Annotated in this window: 18 protein-coding genes; 8 read left to right on the forward strand and 10 right to left on the reverse strand. The window is 29.0% G+C overall.

From position 1 onward, the window contains the following. Nucleotides 1–51 precede the first annotated feature (51 nt). Complete coding sequence (recA, locus tag E0E45_RS09600) at nt 52–1,173, reverse strand: recombinase RecA (RefSeq protein ID WP_130890957.1); 1,122 nt, start codon at nt 1,171–1,173, stop codon at nt 52–54. Nucleotides 1,174–1,303: 130 nt separating this feature from the next. Here recA and E0E45_RS09605 point away from each other — a divergent pair, with 130 nt between their 5' ends. From E0E45_RS09605 to E0E45_RS09630, 6 genes are all read left to right on the forward strand, one after another. Further along, nucleotides 1,304–2,713 (forward strand): HTH domain-containing protein, encoded by a 1,410-nt coding sequence (locus tag E0E45_RS09605; protein WP_130890958.1) that lies wholly within the window; start codon nt 1,304–1,306, stop codon nt 2,711–2,713. 18 nt (nt 2,714–2,731) lie between these two features. Continuing rightward, complete coding sequence (locus tag E0E45_RS09610; RefSeq protein WP_130890959.1) at nt 2,732–3,106, forward strand: hypothetical protein; 375 nt, start codon at nt 2,732–2,734, stop codon at nt 3,104–3,106. A gap of 438 nt (nt 3,107–3,544) precedes the next feature. Beyond that, nucleotides 3,545–4,006 carry a Fic family protein gene (locus tag E0E45_RS09615; protein ID WP_232044092.1) on the forward strand — a complete coding sequence of 154 codons (462 nt, stop codon included), beginning with the start codon at nt 3,545–3,547 and terminating at the stop codon, nt 4,004–4,006. 206 nt (nt 4,007–4,212) lie between these two features. Further along, nucleotides 4,213–4,863: a YczE/YyaS/YitT family protein gene (locus E0E45_RS09620; protein ID WP_130890960.1), complete on the forward strand. Its 651-nt coding sequence runs from the start codon at nt 4,213–4,215 to the stop codon at nt 4,861–4,863. Between the two features lie 67 nt (nt 4,864–4,930). Continuing rightward, nucleotides 4,931–5,908: a UDP-glucose 4-epimerase GalE gene (gene galE, locus E0E45_RS09625; protein WP_130890961.1), complete on the forward strand. Its 978-nt coding sequence runs from the start codon at nt 4,931–4,933 to the stop codon at nt 5,906–5,908. Between the two features lies 1 nt (nt 5,909). Beyond that, nucleotides 5,910–6,236, forward strand: coding sequence for a hypothetical protein (locus E0E45_RS09630; protein WP_130890962.1), 327 nt, complete (start codon nt 5,910–5,912; stop codon nt 6,234–6,236). Between the two features lie 103 nt (nt 6,237–6,339). On the opposite strand, the gene E0E45_RS09635 is transcribed toward E0E45_RS09630, so the two are convergent. The 9 genes from E0E45_RS09635 to E0E45_RS09675 all read right to left on the reverse strand — a co-directional run bounded on the left by E0E45_RS09635 (nt 6,340) and on the right by E0E45_RS09675 (nt 14,747). Next, nucleotides 6,340–7,002 (reverse strand): murein L,D-transpeptidase catalytic domain family protein, encoded by a 663-nt coding sequence (locus E0E45_RS09635; RefSeq protein WP_130890963.1) that lies wholly within the window; start codon nt 7,000–7,002, stop codon nt 6,340–6,342. Between the two features lie 16 nt (nt 7,003–7,018). After that, entirely contained in the window at nt 7,019–7,222 is a 204-nt protein-coding gene (locus E0E45_RS09640; RefSeq protein WP_130890964.1) for a hypothetical protein, read from the reverse strand. Nucleotides 7,223–7,271: 49 nt separating this feature from the next. Beyond that, entirely contained in the window at nt 7,272–7,622 is a 351-nt protein-coding gene (locus E0E45_RS09645; RefSeq protein ID WP_130890965.1) for a hypothetical protein, read from the reverse strand. A gap of 122 nt (nt 7,623–7,744) precedes the next feature. Beyond that, nucleotides 7,745–8,536, reverse strand: a complete 792-nt coding sequence (locus tag E0E45_RS09650; protein ID WP_130890966.1) for a class I SAM-dependent methyltransferase — start codon at nt 8,534–8,536, stop codon at nt 7,745–7,747. 25 nt (nt 8,537–8,561) lie between these two features. Next, a complete protein-coding gene (locus E0E45_RS09655; protein WP_130890967.1) occupies nt 8,562–9,149 on the reverse strand; it encodes a TetR/AcrR family transcriptional regulator in 588 nt (195 codons plus the stop codon). A 192-nt stretch (nt 9,150–9,341) separates the two neighbouring features. After that, the gene (locus E0E45_RS09660) at nt 9,342–10,193 is read right to left on the reverse strand and encodes an ankyrin repeat domain-containing protein (protein WP_130890968.1); all 852 of its coding nucleotides are present in this window, start codon (nt 10,191–10,193) and stop codon (nt 9,342–9,344) included. Nucleotides 10,194–10,210: 17 nt separating this feature from the next. Continuing rightward, nucleotides 10,211–12,028, reverse strand: coding sequence for a translational GTPase TypA (gene typA, locus E0E45_RS09665; RefSeq protein WP_130890969.1), 1,818 nt, complete (start codon nt 12,026–12,028; stop codon nt 10,211–10,213). A gap of 22 nt (nt 12,029–12,050) precedes the next feature. Further along, nucleotides 12,051–12,911 carry a tRNA pseudouridine(55) synthase TruB gene (gene truB, locus E0E45_RS09670; RefSeq protein ID WP_130890970.1) on the reverse strand — a complete coding sequence of 287 codons (861 nt, stop codon included), beginning with the start codon at nt 12,909–12,911 and terminating at the stop codon, nt 12,051–12,053. Nucleotides 12,912–12,992: 81 nt separating this feature from the next. Continuing rightward, a complete protein-coding gene (locus E0E45_RS09675) occupies nt 12,993–14,747 on the reverse strand; it encodes a putative glycoside hydrolase (RefSeq protein WP_130890971.1) in 1,755 nt (584 codons plus the stop codon). 162 nt (nt 14,748–14,909) lie between these two features. Here E0E45_RS09675 and E0E45_RS09680 point away from each other — a divergent pair, with 162 nt between their 5' ends. Then, nucleotides 14,910–16,028 carry an aminotransferase class I/II-fold pyridoxal phosphate-dependent enzyme gene (locus E0E45_RS09680; RefSeq protein WP_130890972.1) on the forward strand — a complete coding sequence of 373 codons (1,119 nt, stop codon included), beginning with the start codon at nt 14,910–14,912 and terminating at the stop codon, nt 16,026–16,028. Continuing rightward, nucleotides 16,006–16,599: a pimeloyl-ACP methyl esterase BioG family protein gene (locus E0E45_RS09685; RefSeq protein ID WP_130890973.1), complete on the forward strand. Its 594-nt coding sequence runs from the start codon at nt 16,006–16,008 to the stop codon at nt 16,597–16,599. Before E0E45_RS09680 ends, E0E45_RS09685 begins: the two co-directional genes overlap by 23 nt. The last annotated feature ends 1 nt before the right edge of the window (nt 16,600 follow it).

Below are 16,600 nucleotides of genomic sequence, written 5' to 3' on the forward strand. Positions count from 1 at the left end.
TGCCAGATTTAAATATCTTCATAAATCAGCTCCTATCTTCAATTCCTAAAATTATATTTCTTCTTCAATAACTTCTTCATTATCAACATCAAAATCTAATACGTCATTTTCATCCGATTCAGTACTTTCTGTCGCTTTCTTTTTAGAAGGTTTACTATCTAATCCCCCCTTTTCTATTATTTCAAGAACTTTTTTCTCTATCTGTTCAAATAATTCTGGTTCTGCTTCAAGTCTTGCCTTTACATTTTCTTTTCCCTGTCCAAGTCTGATATCTCCAAAGCTAAACCATGCTCCAGATTTTGAAACTATATCATTATTCAGAGCTATTTCCATTATTTCTCCTACTCTAGTTATTCCTCTTCCATACATTATTTGGAATGCTGCTTCTTTAAATGGAGGAGCCACTTTATTTTTAGTAACTTTTACAACAGTTTCATTACCTATTACTTCATCTCCCTGCTTTACTGATCCTATTCTTTTTACCTCTAATCTTACTGATGAATAGAATTTTAAAGCTTTACCTCCAGTAGTTGTAGTTTGAGGTCCAAATCCAAATCCACCAATTTTATCTCTGATCTGGTTAATAAACACCATTGTTGTTTTAGATTTGTTTAATGTTGCTGTAAGCTTTCTCAAAGCCTTTGACATAAGTCTGGCTTGAAGTCCCATCTGCTGATCTCCCATTTCTCCATCTATTTCTACTTTAGGTACAAGTGCAGCTACTGAATCCACTACTATAATATCTACAGCATTTGATCTTACAAGCATATCTGCTATTTCCAAAGCTTGCTCTCCATAGTCTGGCTGAGATATCAACAGTTCATCTACATCTACTCCCAAGGCTTTTGCATATACAGGGTCCAGTGCATGTTCAGCATCTATAAATGCTGCTATTCCTCCAGCTTTTTGAGCCTCTGCCACTATATGAAGAGCTATTGTTGTTTTTCCTGAACTTTCAGCTCCATATACTTCTATTATTCTCCCTCTAGGAACCCCTCCTACACCTAATGCCATATTAAGATTTAAACTCCCAGTTGAAATAACTTCTACATTCATACTTAGGTTATTTCCAAGTTTCATTATAGAACCTTCTCCAAACTCTTTTGATATTTGTTTTATAGCAAGGTCTAATGCTTTTTCTTTACTCACTTCTTCATTTTTTTTAGCTGCCATTTAAATCACCTCTTTTTTATCTATATATATTTATGTATAGATATTACCATATTTTTTTTCATTTGTCACTCAATTTTCATAATTTTTTTCTATAATGATATGTATTATAAAAAACTAGAGGAGTGTTCTAATGATTTTAACAAAGCGTTCTCTTAAAATTATTAACTTATTCCTCACTGGGAATAAGTTTACAATTGAGGAACTTGCAGATTTTTTTTCCATAACAAATAGAACTGTAGCAAACAATATAAAAACAATAAAAGATTTCTTAAAAAACAACAATCTGAACTCTTTAGTTGAAAATAATGGTGTTTATTACATTAAAAACAAAGATTTTCGATTAATTTCCCATCTTATTTCCAAAGAAGTTATAACTGTAGAAGAAAGAAAAGAATATATTATATTAAAACTACTTACAGATAACCTTATAACATTAAATCCAATATCAGAAGAACTTGGGATAACAAGAAGAGCTCTCAACTATGATATGATAGATGTAAAAGAGTTTTTCTCTAATAAAAATATTGAACTCATTCCAGTAGCAGGAAAAGGAGTTACCTTAGTTGGAAAAGAAGCTGATTTAAGACAGCTTCTTAGCCAGTTTATAGAAAAATTACTGATAAAAAAAGGGAATATTAATAAAATATTTCAGAAATTCTTAAAGGTGTTTAATGAAAATTGCAGTATATCCTTAATAGATAGAATGCTTATGGAAGTTACAAGAGATATCAATATTACTCTTCCTCCAGAAAGCTTTTACTATGTAATAGGCATTATATTATCTGGAAAATTAAGGAAAAATTTTAAGGATGATTCTTTAAAAATAGAAAATAATTCACATTCTCAAAAATATCAAAATCTTAAGGAAAAATTATTAAATAATATCCATATACCTATTGAAGATTATGAGACTGACCAAATCATATCTGTTTTTCTTGATTCTGATATTGAAACTTATAAAGGAGAGTATAAGTTAAAACCAGAGATTGAAGAATTTCTTGCTATTTTAAAAGAAAAATTAAATATTAATTTTACTATTGATGAGAATTTTTTAATGATACTTTCATATTCTTTTAAGCTTTCTAACTATAAAGCTGAATTTAATATAAGCCAGCATCAAAAAAAAATCTCTCATATTCCTGATTCATGTGAAAATATTTTTGAAATTGTAAATGATTTTACTAAAAAAGTATTTAGACAATTTCATGCTGATGATCTCCTTTTCATTACTTTATTATTGAAAAATCATATTTTAAAATCTGATGGATTAAAGACAAGCAGGAAAAGTATTCTGATAATAGATAACTCTATTAAACATTTTTTAGGAAAACTTGTTTCAAAATATCTTAAAAACTTTTATAAGATAAATAACATCACTATAATTTCAAGTTATGAATTAGATTGTTTCTTTTCAAATAATATGAAACCAGATTTAATTTTAACTCTTGATAACAGTAAAATAAATACTAATATACCTATAATTAAACTTGATTTTGCAGAATTATGGCCTAATCTGAACTTTTTAGAATACTACTTTTAATTCCTTGGAGGTACATTTATGAAAAAACAACTTATAGGATTAATGCTGATTATGTCTTCTTTTGCTTTTGCTGGTGGAGATAAGACACTTGATTTATTAGAAGAAAAAATAGAGCTGAAACATTCTTATATCACTGATGGTACACACAAATTAAAAATTGATGATATAGATATAGGAGTGATTAATGGAACACCTTTTGTAGTTATAGAAACAGATAGTCTTTTCACAGATAAAGCTTGGGAAGAATTTAATAAAAAAGCTTATAATGATGTGGCTAAAGATATAGCTGATGAAATAAGAGCTGCTTTAGACACAAAAGCTGAAGTAAATATTACTCTTATTCTAGATAAAGAATTTGGAAAAGACAAAGTTCTTTCAGAAGCTCAATATTAAAATATATTAAATATGCATTCAACTATAAGAACATATCAAAAATAAATTTTGATATGTTCTTTTTCTATAAAAAAGAAAAAAGTTGTATTTTATAACGAGTTATGATAATGTTAAAATATATAAAATAGAAGAATTTATTAATGTGTATAGTAGAAAACATATTAAGGAAACTGGGAATATCAAAGGAGCTTATATGTTAAATAAATTAGATAAAATTTATGAATTAAAAAAAGACCTCTTTCACAAAGTGAACTCAAAAGAATTAAAGAAAATTATATAATAAAAAATACATATAATTCAAATGCTATTGAGGGAAATACACTTACAGAAATAGAAACAAAAGTTATAATAGAAACTGGCATCACTATTGCTAAAAAAACTTTAAGAGAACATTTAGAAGTTAAAAATCATGCTGAAGCTCTTTTATTTATTGAAGAATTGAAAGATAGAAAATTATCAGAATATGATATAAAATCGATCCATTCTATAATTTTAAGTGGAATTGATAGAGTCAGTGCTGGAAAATATAGAGATGCAAATGTACAAATAGGTGGAGCTTCTCATAATGTCATTCCTTCTCATTTAATTTCTCAGGAAATATATGCACTTCTCAACTGGTATAATGGAGGTCCCATTACAATAAATAGAATTATAGAATTCACTTGCCACTTTATTAACATACATCCTTTTATAGATGGCAATGGCAGAACTTCCAGACTTTTAACTAATTTAGAGCTTTTAAAACTTGGTTATCCTCCAATTACTATTCTAACTGTAGACAGATTAGAATATTATCAGGCTCTTGATAAAAGTTACTATAAAGACTATTCATTAGCCCATGATTTCTTTTATAACTGCATCATTGAAACTTTAGAAGAATATTTAAGTTATACAAAATAGAAGTTGGCTGCCAAATGGCAGCTTTTTTGTTCTTTTCTTTCTTTTTTCAAAATCTTAATTCATAAAAAAATTATATCTTAAAATCTGTAAAATCAAGTTTTTTTATAGAAAATATTAATTTTTCTAATTTCTATTTAAATTTCGAAAGAAGCGTGGTATAATCAAAAATTATGGAATATAGTTTATTTTTATAAGTGAGGGGAAACATGAATATAAATCTAATTAAGAAATATGCTCTTTGGATTTTTTCAATTTTAGTAAATGCTTTTGGAAATTTTTTGTTAATTAAAGGAGATATTGGAAGTGGTCCTTGGGTTGCTGCAAGTATAGGAATGTCAAAAGTCTTTCTCCTCCAAATAGGTATATGTACTATTATTCTTAATTTTTTAGTTTTTATACCAATTATATTCATCAGTAAAAAATTTGAATTTTTCAAACTTGCTGGTTCTTTTTTTGTAGCATATATATTTGGAAAATTTCTTGATTTCTTTTTAAATATATTTTCATGGGTGCATCCTGAGCATATAGTTTCAAAAATACTTTTCTTTATAATTGGAAATCTTATACTCAGCTGTGGAATCTCTGTTTATCTTAGATTAAATATAGCTATGAACCCTTTTGATCAATTTTTAAAAACTGTTAATGATTATTTGGTTCCTGATATGAAAAAGGCAAATTATGTATATCTTGGTGTTCCTTTTGTTATAGCTCTTCTTTTTGGAATATATAATAAATCCCTCCAAGGTATTGGAATAGGTACACTAATTATGCTTCTTTTTAACGGAAGTTTTATAAAGTTATTCAATAAAAAAGTACCTATACCTGATAATATTTTAACTCCAAGAAAATATATCTAAATTTACCATTCAAACTTGCTTTTTTTAATGTTATAATATATTGATACTACTTTTTAGGAGGTCCTTTATGAAAAATATTTTAGTTACAGGAGGAGCTGGATATATTGGAAGTCATGCTACTGCAGAACTTCTTGATTCTGGTTATTCTGTAGTTGTTATAGATAGTTTGGAAAATGGTTTTATGCAGCTTGTAGATAAAAGAGCAAAATTCTATCATGGAAATGTTCAAGACAGTAATATGATGGACAAAATATTTAATGAAAACAAAATTGATGCTGTAATGCACTTTGCTGGGTATATAAAAGTCCCTGAAAGTGTTGTAGAGCCCAATAAATATTATATGAATAATACTTACACTGTTATGTGCCTGTTAGAATCAATGAGAAAAAATAATATTAAAAATATAGTTTTCTCTTCTACTGCAGCTGTTTATGGAAATGTAAAAGAACCTGAGCCTGTAGATGAAAATCATTCAAAAGATCCTATTAACCCTTATGGAATGAGTAAACTTATGTCTGAAAGAATTATTATGGACTGTGCAGAAGCTTATAGATTAAATTATTCTATATTCAGATATTTCAATGTAGGTGGAGCTCATGAAAAACATGAGATTGGTCAAATGGGAGAAGGAATTACTGCACTTATTCCTCTTATATTAAAAGCTGCAAAAGGAACTATTCCTAAGCTTTCTATTTATGGAAACGATTTTAATACTAAAGATGGAACTGGAGTGAGAGATTATATTCATGTTGTAGATTTAGTAAGAGCTCATATCCTATCACTCAAAAAATTAGAAGAAAATACAAGTGGTATATACAATCTGGGTAATGGCAGTGGTTTTACAGTTCTTGAGATGCTTAATGCTGCAAAAGAAGTAACTAAAATAAATATTCCTGCAGAAATTACATCAAGAAGACCAGGAGATCCTCCATGCGTTATAGCTTCAAGTGAAAAAGCTATAGCTGAACTTGGATGGAAACCTCATTACACTAATGTAAAAGATATAATAAGAACTGCATGGGAATGGAATTTAAAGGTGAAATAATATGAAACCAAAATTGACTACAAAACTTTATTATCAATATGTTGGAAATATCCCATGGTTAAAAAGTGAAATACTCAATGGAAAATATGATGCTTTAAAATACCTCTTATCTGTGGAAGAAAAAAATAAAAGTAATTTTTTTATAAATATATATATAGATCCTGAAGATGAAAATATCAGATATGTTTCTTTTTTTATCACAAATAAAGTTTTTAGTATATTTCCAATGAAAAAATCTCTTGGGGAATTCGTTATATTTAATAAAGAAAATTTTGTAAAACTTTTTAATTTCTTAAAAGAAACCACAGTTGAAAATTTAGAAGATTAAATAACAGTACCTCATATATTTTAAAAGATATATGAGGTATTTTTATAATTGAGAAAAGTATAAAAACCTCTAAACTGAATTACCAGTCTAGAGGTTAAATTTTTTAAAGGCTTAAACTTACATATCTTTCTTCTGTTAATTTTAATTTGTCTGCATAGACATATATAATACTTCTGCCTTTTATGGTATCAATTATTTCATGATTGATATCTTCTGGGACTGCAAAACATCCAAAACTTCTTCCCAATCTTCCAGATGTTTTTATCATTTCAGGATTAGCATAGTCAGCTCCATGTACTACTATATTCCTCTTCATAGCATTATCATTTATTCCTTTTTCCAATCCAGCAAGCCTCAATGAATATCCATTACTTCCTTTATATGGTGCTTCTGTCATAAAAAATCCTAAAGAACTCTTATTAGACTCAGCTACATTAGAAAAATTTTCTGCATATAAGTCACCTGTGTTTTTTCCATGAGATACATAAGATTTAAAAAGAAGTTCCTTCTTTTCTAAATCTAAAACATACATTCTTTCTTCTGTTGAAGGCAATGAAAAATCAACTATTGTAAGAATATTTTTTTCTTTCTTATCAATTTTATTAAATCCTTCTACTCCTTGTACAAAAACATCATATTTAATGAGCCCATTTAATTTCATTTCATTATACAGCTCTTTTGCTTGAAAAGCAGTTCCATTAGCATAAACTACGACTGATAAAAATAATCCTATAAATACTGCTGATAGCTTTTTTCCTAAATCCATCCCCTTTTACTCCTTATCAACTAAATCTTTTTACTAAAAGTTCTGCCACTTTATAAATTATAAATAAAGCAATAGCGCAGTATGAAATTAATAATAGAGTAGCTCCAAATCTATTGTCATACTCATATTCATCTTCAATTTCCTTATTTGTTTCCTCATCTATTTTATCATTCATTAATTCTAATTCTTCCAATTCCATTTTCTCTTTTGCACTTAACATTTTTTTCCTCCATTTTTTTATAATTGTTATTTAAAAATGAAAGAATATATCAAATCCTCAATACCCGTTCTCTATACCGAGAAAGTATGGTGTATAATGGCTTTTTATACTGTTTGTTCTCAATTTTTTCATGAGTGATTATTTTTTCTTCTTGGACACTGCTTTCTATTAAGACTTCTGGGAGAAAATCTCTCCATACAGCTACATCTGTGTTCCCATTGTCTGTTAAATTTGCAGAGACATAATTTTGAATTGGTTGTTTTTCATGCAAAAGAATTAGATTTTCTTGTGTGCTTCTTACTATTAAAGGAGGTCTGGTAGTCTTTATATTTAAAGTTGAAGTAAAAAACAAAAAGACAAATGCCATAAAATAATATACAATCCCTGTTTTTATCTTCATTTTAAATACCACCTCCTTTTGTGTAAACATTACTTGTCAGTTTATATTTTACTATTTTCTTTAAATAATTTCCACTTTTTTTTGACAAATTTTAAAATATTCTAAAAATTTAAAATAAATACTTATTTTCTGAATATATCAAGCGAATTATTAGTAAATCCTATCAAATCTTCACGTTCACAAGTAGCAATATGATATTTTAAATATAATTCAAATGTTTTATCATCCATAGCATCTATCTTTTCACGCATAAATAAAGTACAACCATTTGATGCAACATAGTGTAACCGTGACACAGAAAATTTTGACATCAAATCATCAATATTTTCTTTACGAACAAGTTCAAATAAATCTTTTGGCTGTGATTTAGTTGCAAATGTTTGAGCATCAATCAAACCTTCTTCTATATATTTTTCAATATTAACATTATTACGATTGAATCCTTCATCAAGAATACACATATCAGATATAACATATGCAGCAAAAATAACTCCTCCTGGCTTTGTTACACGAATTGCTTCTTTTAAAGCTTGATGTTTATCTTCTATAGTATAAAGATGATACAAGGGACCTAACAATAAGGTAATATCATATTGATTGTCTGAAAATCCAGATAAATCCATGGCATTTCCCTGTCTAATTGTTATATTTTCCTCAGGATGAGTATTCTGACGAAAAATCTCTATGTTATGTCCTACTAACTCCACTGCATCCACACTATATCCCAGACGTGCTAATGTATGAGAATATCTGCCAGTTCCTGCACCAATTTCAAGTACACAATCACCAGGTCTTATATATTTTTCAATATAATGCATAGTTGTGAGAAACTCAACTGATCCATGTTTTAATGTTAATCTCTTATCTTCATCATAGTTATTATAAAAATCAATTAAGTAGTGATTTGTTTTCATATTCTCCTCCCTTATACATTCAGCATCAAATGGCTGAATTCCAATCTGGTTTTTCTTGTTTAATAAAAGCTGATAATATATTCATTAACATTTTTTCAGCATTATTCCTATCTAAAGTTAATTTTTTCATAACTGTTAATACTGCTATTCCATGAGTATAAAGAAACAAATCCAAAAATATTACTTTTGCGCATTCCAGCCTTATTCCTATAGCTTTTGAAAAAGCTTCTGCTCTTTTTTCATTGTCCACTTCTTTGTAAAAATCTTTTATATCTGTCATTTGCAAATCCATATCACTTATAAACAGCAGCTTAAATAAATATGTTTCTTCTTGAGCAAATTCAATATATGACAGAGGATGGATTAAATAAGGACTGATATCTACAGAATTTTGATAATTAATTACATATTGATTGTAATATTCATAAGCAAAAATAAGAAACTCATTTTTTAATGCATCCATATTCTCATAACAGGTAAAAATTGGTCTGGTAGAACATTGTAGTTTATTTGCAACACTTCTTGCATTTACAGTTTCAAATCCTGTTTCTCTTGTAATATCCAAAACTGTATCTAAAATCATTCTTTTGGTTATTTTTGCTTTAGGTGGCATATAAATTCACTTCCCCCATTAAATTTTTATTTAAAACATATGTTATGTAACTATTGTTACATAACTGATAAAATATGTCAAGAAAGAATTCTATATTTTCATACATCATTAAGAATTTTCTATAATAATAAATTTTTTTTATTATTAAGCATATACAAAAAACACTGCCAAATGAATGACAGTGTTTTTTATTTATTTTATTCCTTTTGAATTCAAAAATTTTATCATAGATTCATTCCTAGTATCTTTGGCTATTGATAAAGCACTATCCCCATAAGACATATAATTAGGATTTACCCCTATTTCTAAAAGTTTTTCTATAACAGAAGTATAATTATGAGATACTGCTCTAAGATAAATTTCTCCTAAAACATTTTCTCCTTTTTTATTTTCTGTATTCAAATCATACTTTGCACTATTTAAAAGTTTTAATAAGACTTCTTTATCCTGTGCATAGTATATTGGATAATTTCCTGTTAAATCTTGTTTTGTAAAATCTCCCTCACTATTTTTCATAGCTTCTATCAGAGAAATATCTGTTCCTACTGCTGCTCTGAATACTGGTGTCCAGTTATTCTCTTCCACTGCATTTACATTTGCCCCTGCTTCAATGAGATATTTACTATAACTTAAAGGTTTTGTTTCTATGAAATAACTTAGCAAAGTCTTTCCACTGCTATTTTTTCTATTTATATCTGCCCCTGCTTTTACTATCTGTTCCAAAGCATTCAGACTCCTTACATAAAATATAGGTGTCTTTCCCTCTTCAAAAGTTCTTTCTAAATATACTCCCCTTGCAAGAAGCATATCCAAAACTTTCTGGCTGTCATTCTCCAGTGCTACCACTAAAAGACTTTTTCCTTCTTTATTCACAAAATCAACAGGAAAATCTGATGCAAAAAAGTTATTTAAAAGCATTACATTATCAGTTTCTACAGCATTCAATACTTCTTCTGGAGTTACTAAATAGGTATCTTTATTTCCAAAACTGCTGCAGCTGATAAATGTGATAGATATTATGAAAAGTATCAGTAGTTTTTTCATATTTTACCTCTCTATGATTAGTCTTCATTTCTCTTTTCAAATTTTCTTCTTTCCCCTTCTTTAAGGACTTTCTTTCTCAATCTGATATTTGTTGGAGTTACTTCAACTAATTCATCTTCTGCTATATAATCAAGAGCCTGTTCCAAGCTGAATCTTCTAGGAGTAGCTAATTTAACAGCATCATCAGTTCCTGCTGCTCTCATATTAGTAAGCTTTTTAGTTTTACAAACATTTACTACAAGGTCATTTTCTCTGTTATGTTCTCCAACTATCATTCCTTCATATACTGGAACACCTGGATCAAGGAATAATATTCCTCTGTCCTGAATATTATTAAGAGCATATGGAACTGTTACTCCTGGTTCAGTTGCTATAAGAACACCTTTAGTTCTCATAGGAATTTCTCCTTTATGAGGCTCAAAACTGAAGAATGAGTGATTGATTATTCCAGTTCCTTTAGTATCTGTAAGGAATTCATTTCTGAATCCTATAAGTCCTCTTGCTGGTACTTTAAACTCTAAACGAGTATATCCATCAGCACCTGGAACCATTGATACCATTTCTCCTTTTCTGCTTCCTATTTTTTCTATAACTACACCTGTATAGCATTCATCAACATCAATAAGAGCCATTTCAATTGGTTCCATCTTTTGACCATTTTCTTCTTTCATAAGAACTCTTGGTTTTGAAACTTGTATTTCAAATCCTTCTCTTCTCATATTCTCAAGAAGTATAGAAAGTTGAAGTTCTCCTCTTCCTTTTACAACAAATGCATCTGGAGCATCAGTTGCTTCTACTCTCATACTTACATTTGTTTGAAGTTCTTTTTGCAGTCTTTCCCATATATGTCTAGAAGTTACAAATTTCCCTTCTTTTCCAGCAAATGGTGAATCATTTACCATAAAAGTCATTGCAAGAGTAGGTTCATCTATGTCTATAAGTGGCAAAGCAACTGGATCATTTACATCAGCAAATGTTTCTCCAATATCTATATTATCTATACCTGCTATACAAACTATATCTCCTGCCTGAGCTTCTTGAACTTCAGTTCTTTTCAATCCTTCATATCCATAAAGAACTGAAATTTTCCCTTTCATCATTTTTCCATCTCTTTTTATTAACATAACTTCTTGATTTCTTTTTACAATTCCATTATGTATTCTTCCTACAGCTAATTTTCCAACATAGTTATCATAAGCTATATTAGTAATAAGGAATTGCATAGGTTTTTCAGGATCTCCTTCTGGGTCATCAACATGATCAAGAATAGTTTCAAATAATGGAGTCATATCATCACTTACATCAGTAAGTTCTTTTTTAGCAAATCCACCTTTTCCAGAAGCATATACTACTGGGAAATCTAATTGAAGATCATTGGCATTCAATTCTATAAAAAGATCATAAACCATGTATAACACTTCTTCTGGTCTTGCATTTGGCTTATCTACCTTATTAACTACAACTATTGGTCTATGTCCTTGCTCTAATGCTTTTTTCAAAACATATTTAGTTTGAGGCATTGGTCCTTCAAAAGCATCAACTAATAGTACAACAGATTCTACCATTTTCATGATTCTTTGTACTTCTCCTCCAAAGTCAGCATGTCCTGGAGTATCAACTATATTAATTTTATAGTCCTTATACTGCACAGATGCATTTTTAGAGAAAATAGTTATTCCTCTTTCTTTTTCAATGTCATTTGAGTCCATTACTCTTTCTTCTACTTTTTCAAGTTCATGGCTCCCAAATACTCCTGCCTGTCTTAAAAGACAATCTACTAGTGTTGTTTTTCCGTGGTCAACATGGGCAATTATTGCTATGTTTTTGATTTTCATTCTTCAACCTTCCTTACGGGAATTAAAAATATTTATATCCCTTTAATAAATTATTACTTACATTACACAATCCTAAAAACTTTCCAGTATCATCATATATCCTATATCTACCATCAGCAGTTATGAGTCTTACTGTATTTCCATTGAGAAAAAGAACCATATTCTTTTCTCCCTCTAATGTTATTTTAGGATATCTGAAGAAATCTTCCACACTGCATAAAAAATCTGTTTTCTTTTCAAGAGAAATAGCTTCTATCTCTTCCAGCGTATAAGAATCTTCAATATTTGAACTTCCTACTTTTTCTCTCACTAAAGATGTCATTGTAGCAAGAGTTCCTAAAGCTTTTCCCATATCATCTATCAACGAACGGATATATGTTCCTTTTGAAACACCACATCTAATTTTTCCCTTTACTCCGTCAAACTCTATGATATCTATAAACTTTATCTCTATCAATCTGGCTTTTCTTTCAATTTCAATTCCTTGTCTTGCCAGTTCATAAAGTTTTTTTCCATCTACCTTTAAAGCTGAATACATAGGAGGAACTTGCTCTATCTCTCCAATGAAATTTTTCAATACATTTTTGAGTTTTTCAAGAGTAATATCACTAACTTCTCTCTTTTCTATTATCTGACCCTCTGTATCATAGGTGTCTGTTCTATATCCAAGTTCAAATCCTGCAGTATAAGTCTTTTCATATCCCTCTATATCCTGAACCATTTTTGTTGCTTTGCCTACACATACAACTAAAACACCTTCTGCTAAAGGATCCAGAGTTCCTGTATGACCTATCTTTCTTTCATGCAGAATTCTTCTCAATTTTCTTACGACATCAAAAGAAGTTATTCCGCTAGGTTTATTCACATTAATTATACCTTCCAAAATATCAACTCCTACACAGAACTATCCCTTATTATAACATATCTTATTCGATCTTCAAACACTTTTATTATTTTTTTCTATTTATGGCTTTTTTACAGCTTCAGTTTTCTTTACTGTTTCAGCCTTTTTAGTTGTTTCTGCAGTTTTTATAGTTTCTGTTTTCTTAACAGAAGATGACTCTTTTTCTATTCTATATTTATTTGTAGGGCTCCATAAAATATACTCATTTATTCCCAAATCTTTTAAAGCTTTTACTTGTAATTCTATTTGTTCAGGTCCATAAACTATATATCCTTTTACCCATCTAGCAGTAAAAGCCTGTATCCATGGTCTTATCATAGCTGGAGTATCTATATTGGCATTTCTATTCATAGAATCTTGTGTTGAACGATATACTGTTTTATATGGTTCAGCATCTGGAACAGGAAGTCCATACACTCCTTTTCCATAATGGCTTGGATATATCATTGGACATATATAATCTACTACATTACTTACTGATTCCCAATGCTGCCCTAGAGCCATATCATCTGGAAGGCTTCCCACCTGACCATACACATCAGCAGCAATATATACTCCTAAAGGTTCTAATTCTTTTCTTGCATACTGAAGATACTTTTGTATAGTTTCAGGTTTTGACTCTTTATTAGGATTTCTATAATCAAGTTCTTTATCGAGTTTCCCACCATTAGAAGCTGGAAATCTTACATAGTCAAACTGTATCTCATCAAATCCTGCAAGAGCAGCTTCTTTAGCTACTGCTATATTATATTCCCAAAGATATCTGTCATGAGGAGATACCCATATAACCCCATCACTGTTTGTAAAAGGCTTTCCAGTAGCTTTAGTGATTATAGCCTTATCTGGATTAGCTTTTGCATAAGTAGGATCTTTAAAAGATACTATTCTTGCTATAGTATATATGTTATTGTCTTTTAATTTTTTCATAAATTTATTTATGTCTTTTATTGGAGATCTTCTATTGGCATTGGGATTATACTTTGCCCCTGCCTCCATTTTAAATAAAAGTGTTCCATCATCTTCTTTTACATCTATTACAAAAGCATTAATCTTAGTTCTCTTAGAAAGAGCTATAAGGTCATCTACCCTCTTTGTTAATGAAGCTGAACTGCTTGTTACATATATTCCTCTTACTTCTCTTCTCTTATTTTCAGGATAGTTCTTCTTCTCTACTGGAGAAAAATCAAGATTTTTCCATTCTTTAGGAAGAGTTGCTCCAAGAGTATCTACCAGTTGTTTATTCTTTATCCAGCCAGTTCTTTTCTCTCTATTTTTTTGATAAGATATTTTTTCCCAGTTTTCAACAGTAGTAGTTTTTTGAACCTCTGTTTTTCCATCAGGTTTTTTTACAGTTTTTTCTTTCACTTTTTCAACTTTTTTCTCTTCAAGAACTTCCACTCTTGTTCCTATTTTTAAGTTATCTTCTGCTTTAGGAGTCATTTTAGCTTCTTTAAAAACTCTTATATTCCCTTTAGCATATTTATATTTCTCATTTATTATCTCAGAAGATTTATCTGTATTTTCAACCTCTTTTGTAATTGATGAATTTTCAGTTTCTTCTGCTATTTTTTCAATTTTTTGTTTTTTATCACTTTCCTCAGTTGCTTTTTTCTCATCAGTTTCCTGTTTTACTTCATTTACATTTTCTTTTTTTACTTCTTCCAGCCTTGGTTTTTCATCTAATATTGTCTGAGCTCCCAAAGACATCCCTTTAGTAATGTCTGCTGTTGTAATCAGAAATACTATATAACAAAATATAGAAAATAATATCTTTCTGATAAACCATGCTTGTTGCTTTGTTCTGTTATGTTTCACTTAAATCCCTCCAAAAAAATTTCACCTAGTTACTTTTACTATTTTATACTATTTAAGAAAATTTATCTATATTGAAATTTTATTCATTCTATTTTATGAATTGAAATATTGTTTTTTTAGTGCTACAATTGTATATACTTCAAATAAAGCTGGTGAATTTTAATGAAAAAAGAAATTTTAATAAAAGAACTTAATGCCCTTAAATCTGTTAATAATTTCAGGGAGTTAAAAAAATGTGAGAATTTTCTTATAAATCTTTCATCCAATGATTATTTGGGAATTGCAAATGATGAAAAGCTATTAAATGAATTCTATTCCAAATACAACCCAAAACTTTCTTCAAGTTCTTCCAGACTTATAGATGGTTCTTATTATGAGGTCATGGAATTGGAAAAGGAACTTGAAGTTATTTATAAAAGTCCAGCTATATTATTTAATTCTGGATTTGATGCTAATTCCTCTATTATAGAAACTTTTTATAATAAAAATTCTTTAATACTTACTGACAGATTAAATCATGCCAGTATTTATGATGGAATTCTTAACAGTGAAGCTGTTTTTATGAGATATAAACATCTGGATATGGAAAATCTTGAAAAGCTTCTCATAAAATACAAAGACAGTTATGAAGATATTCTTGTGGTTTCTGAAACAGTTTACAGTATGGATGGAGATATAGCTGACCTCCAAAAACTTATTCAACTAAAAAAAACATACAACTTCGACCTTATGATAGATGAAGCTCACTCTTATGGAGTTTATGGTTATGGAATAGCTAAAGAACTTGATGTTGTTAATGATATTGACTTCCTTGTGATTCCTCTAGGAAAAGGCGGAGGGTCTGTGGGAGCATATGTTATCTGTTCTCAATTATCAAAAGATTATATAATTAATAAAAGCAGAAAATTTATATACAGTACTGCTCTTCCTCCAGTAAATCATATGTGGAATCTTTTTATATTGAAAAAAATCCCATATTTTAAAGAAAAAATAGAAAAACTTCAAGAAATTAAAGAATATACTCTTTCTCTTTTGAAAGAAAATCATATAGAAACTTTATCTTCAACTCATATAGTTAGTATAATAATAGGAGATAATTCAAAAATTATAAAAATATCTGAAAATATGAAGAAAAAAGGATTTTTACTTTATGGAGTAAAAGAGCCTACAGTTCCAAAAGGAACAGCCAGATTTAGAATAGGATTAAACCCATCTCTTTCAAAAGAAGATATCTCAAGACTTGTAAAGGAGCTAAAATATGAAATTGATACTGTTTTTTAATGGCTGGGGAATGGATGAAAACATCATTTCTCACTTGGATATTCCTTCTGGATACACTTTAAAGACAATAAATTTTCCATATGATATTAATAGTGCTATTTTTCAACAATACAATGAAGTCATTCCTGTTGGATGGTCTTTTGGAAGCTATTATCTTGCTAAATATCTAACAGAAAATAATATAAAATGTAAAAAAGTAATATCATTAAATGGTTCTCCAGAAATGATTGGAAAAAATGGAATTTCTGAAGGAGTGTTTAATCTAACTCTTGATACTCTTACTCCTGATACTTTACTGAAATTTTATGGAAATATGGGGATTGATGATACCTTTTCTCCATCTAAAAAGAATTTTCAGGATATAAAAGATGAACTACAGTATTTTAAAGACCATTATGTCCCACAGAAAAATGTATTTACTCATGCTTTTATTGGAAAAAAAGATAAAATAATTCCTGTTTCAAGACAAAAAAAATATTTTGAAACTAATGAAACTGCTTTCACAGAAATAACTTGCGGACATTATCCTTTTTCTGCAATAAAAAGCTGGGATATTTTGATTGGAGAATAAT

It is taken from the genome of Fusobacterium ulcerans ATCC 49185 (assembly GCF_900683735.1).
Lineage (GTDB): Bacteria > Fusobacteriota > Fusobacteriia > Fusobacteriales > Fusobacteriaceae > Fusobacterium_A > Fusobacterium_A ulcerans_A.

Excerpts from the sequence above, each read along its gene's own strand:
- recA (WP_130890957.1), bottom strand. The coding sequence starts at position 1,173 with ATGGCAGCTAAAAAAAATGAAGAAGTGAGTAAAGAAAAAGCATTAGAC.
- E0E45_RS09620 (WP_130890960.1), top strand. The coding sequence starts at position 4,213 with ATGAATATAAATCTAATTAAGAAATATGCTCTTTGGATTTTTTCAATT.
- E0E45_RS09680 (WP_130890972.1), top strand. The coding sequence starts at position 14,910 with ATGAAAAAAGAAATTTTAATAAAAGAACTTAATGCCCTTAAATCTGTT.
- galE (WP_130890961.1), top strand. The coding sequence starts at position 4,931 with ATGAAAAATATTTTAGTTACAGGAGGAGCTGGATATATTGGAAGTCAT.
- E0E45_RS09630 (WP_130890962.1), top strand. The coding sequence starts at position 5,910 with ATGAAACCAAAATTGACTACAAAACTTTATTATCAATATGTTGGAAAT.
- typA (WP_130890969.1), bottom strand. The coding sequence starts at position 12,028 with ATGAAAATCAAAAACATAGCAATAATTGCCCATGTTGACCACGGAAAA.
- E0E45_RS09635 (WP_130890963.1), bottom strand. The coding sequence starts at position 7,002 with ATGGATTTAGGAAAAAAGCTATCAGCAGTATTTATAGGATTATTTTTA.
- E0E45_RS09660 (WP_130890968.1), bottom strand. The coding sequence starts at position 10,193 with ATGAAAAAACTACTGATACTTTTCATAATATCTATCACATTTATCAGC.
- E0E45_RS09610 (WP_130890959.1), top strand. The coding sequence starts at position 2,732 with ATGAAAAAACAACTTATAGGATTAATGCTGATTATGTCTTCTTTTGCT.
- E0E45_RS09645 (WP_130890965.1), bottom strand. The coding sequence starts at position 7,622 with ATGAAGATAAAAACAGGGATTGTATATTATTTTATGGCATTTGTCTTT.
- E0E45_RS09655 (WP_130890967.1), bottom strand. The coding sequence starts at position 9,149 with ATGCCACCTAAAGCAAAAATAACCAAAAGAATGATTTTAGATACAGTT.
- E0E45_RS09605 (WP_130890958.1), top strand. The coding sequence starts at position 1,304 with ATGATTTTAACAAAGCGTTCTCTTAAAATTATTAACTTATTCCTCACT.
- E0E45_RS09685 (WP_130890973.1), top strand. The coding sequence starts at position 16,006 with ATGAAATTGATACTGTTTTTTAATGGCTGGGGAATGGATGAAAACATC.
- E0E45_RS09650 (WP_130890966.1), bottom strand. The coding sequence starts at position 8,536 with ATGAAAACAAATCACTACTTAATTGATTTTTATAATAACTATGATGAA.
- E0E45_RS09640 (WP_130890964.1), bottom strand. The coding sequence starts at position 7,222 with ATGTTAAGTGCAAAAGAGAAAATGGAATTGGAAGAATTAGAATTAATG.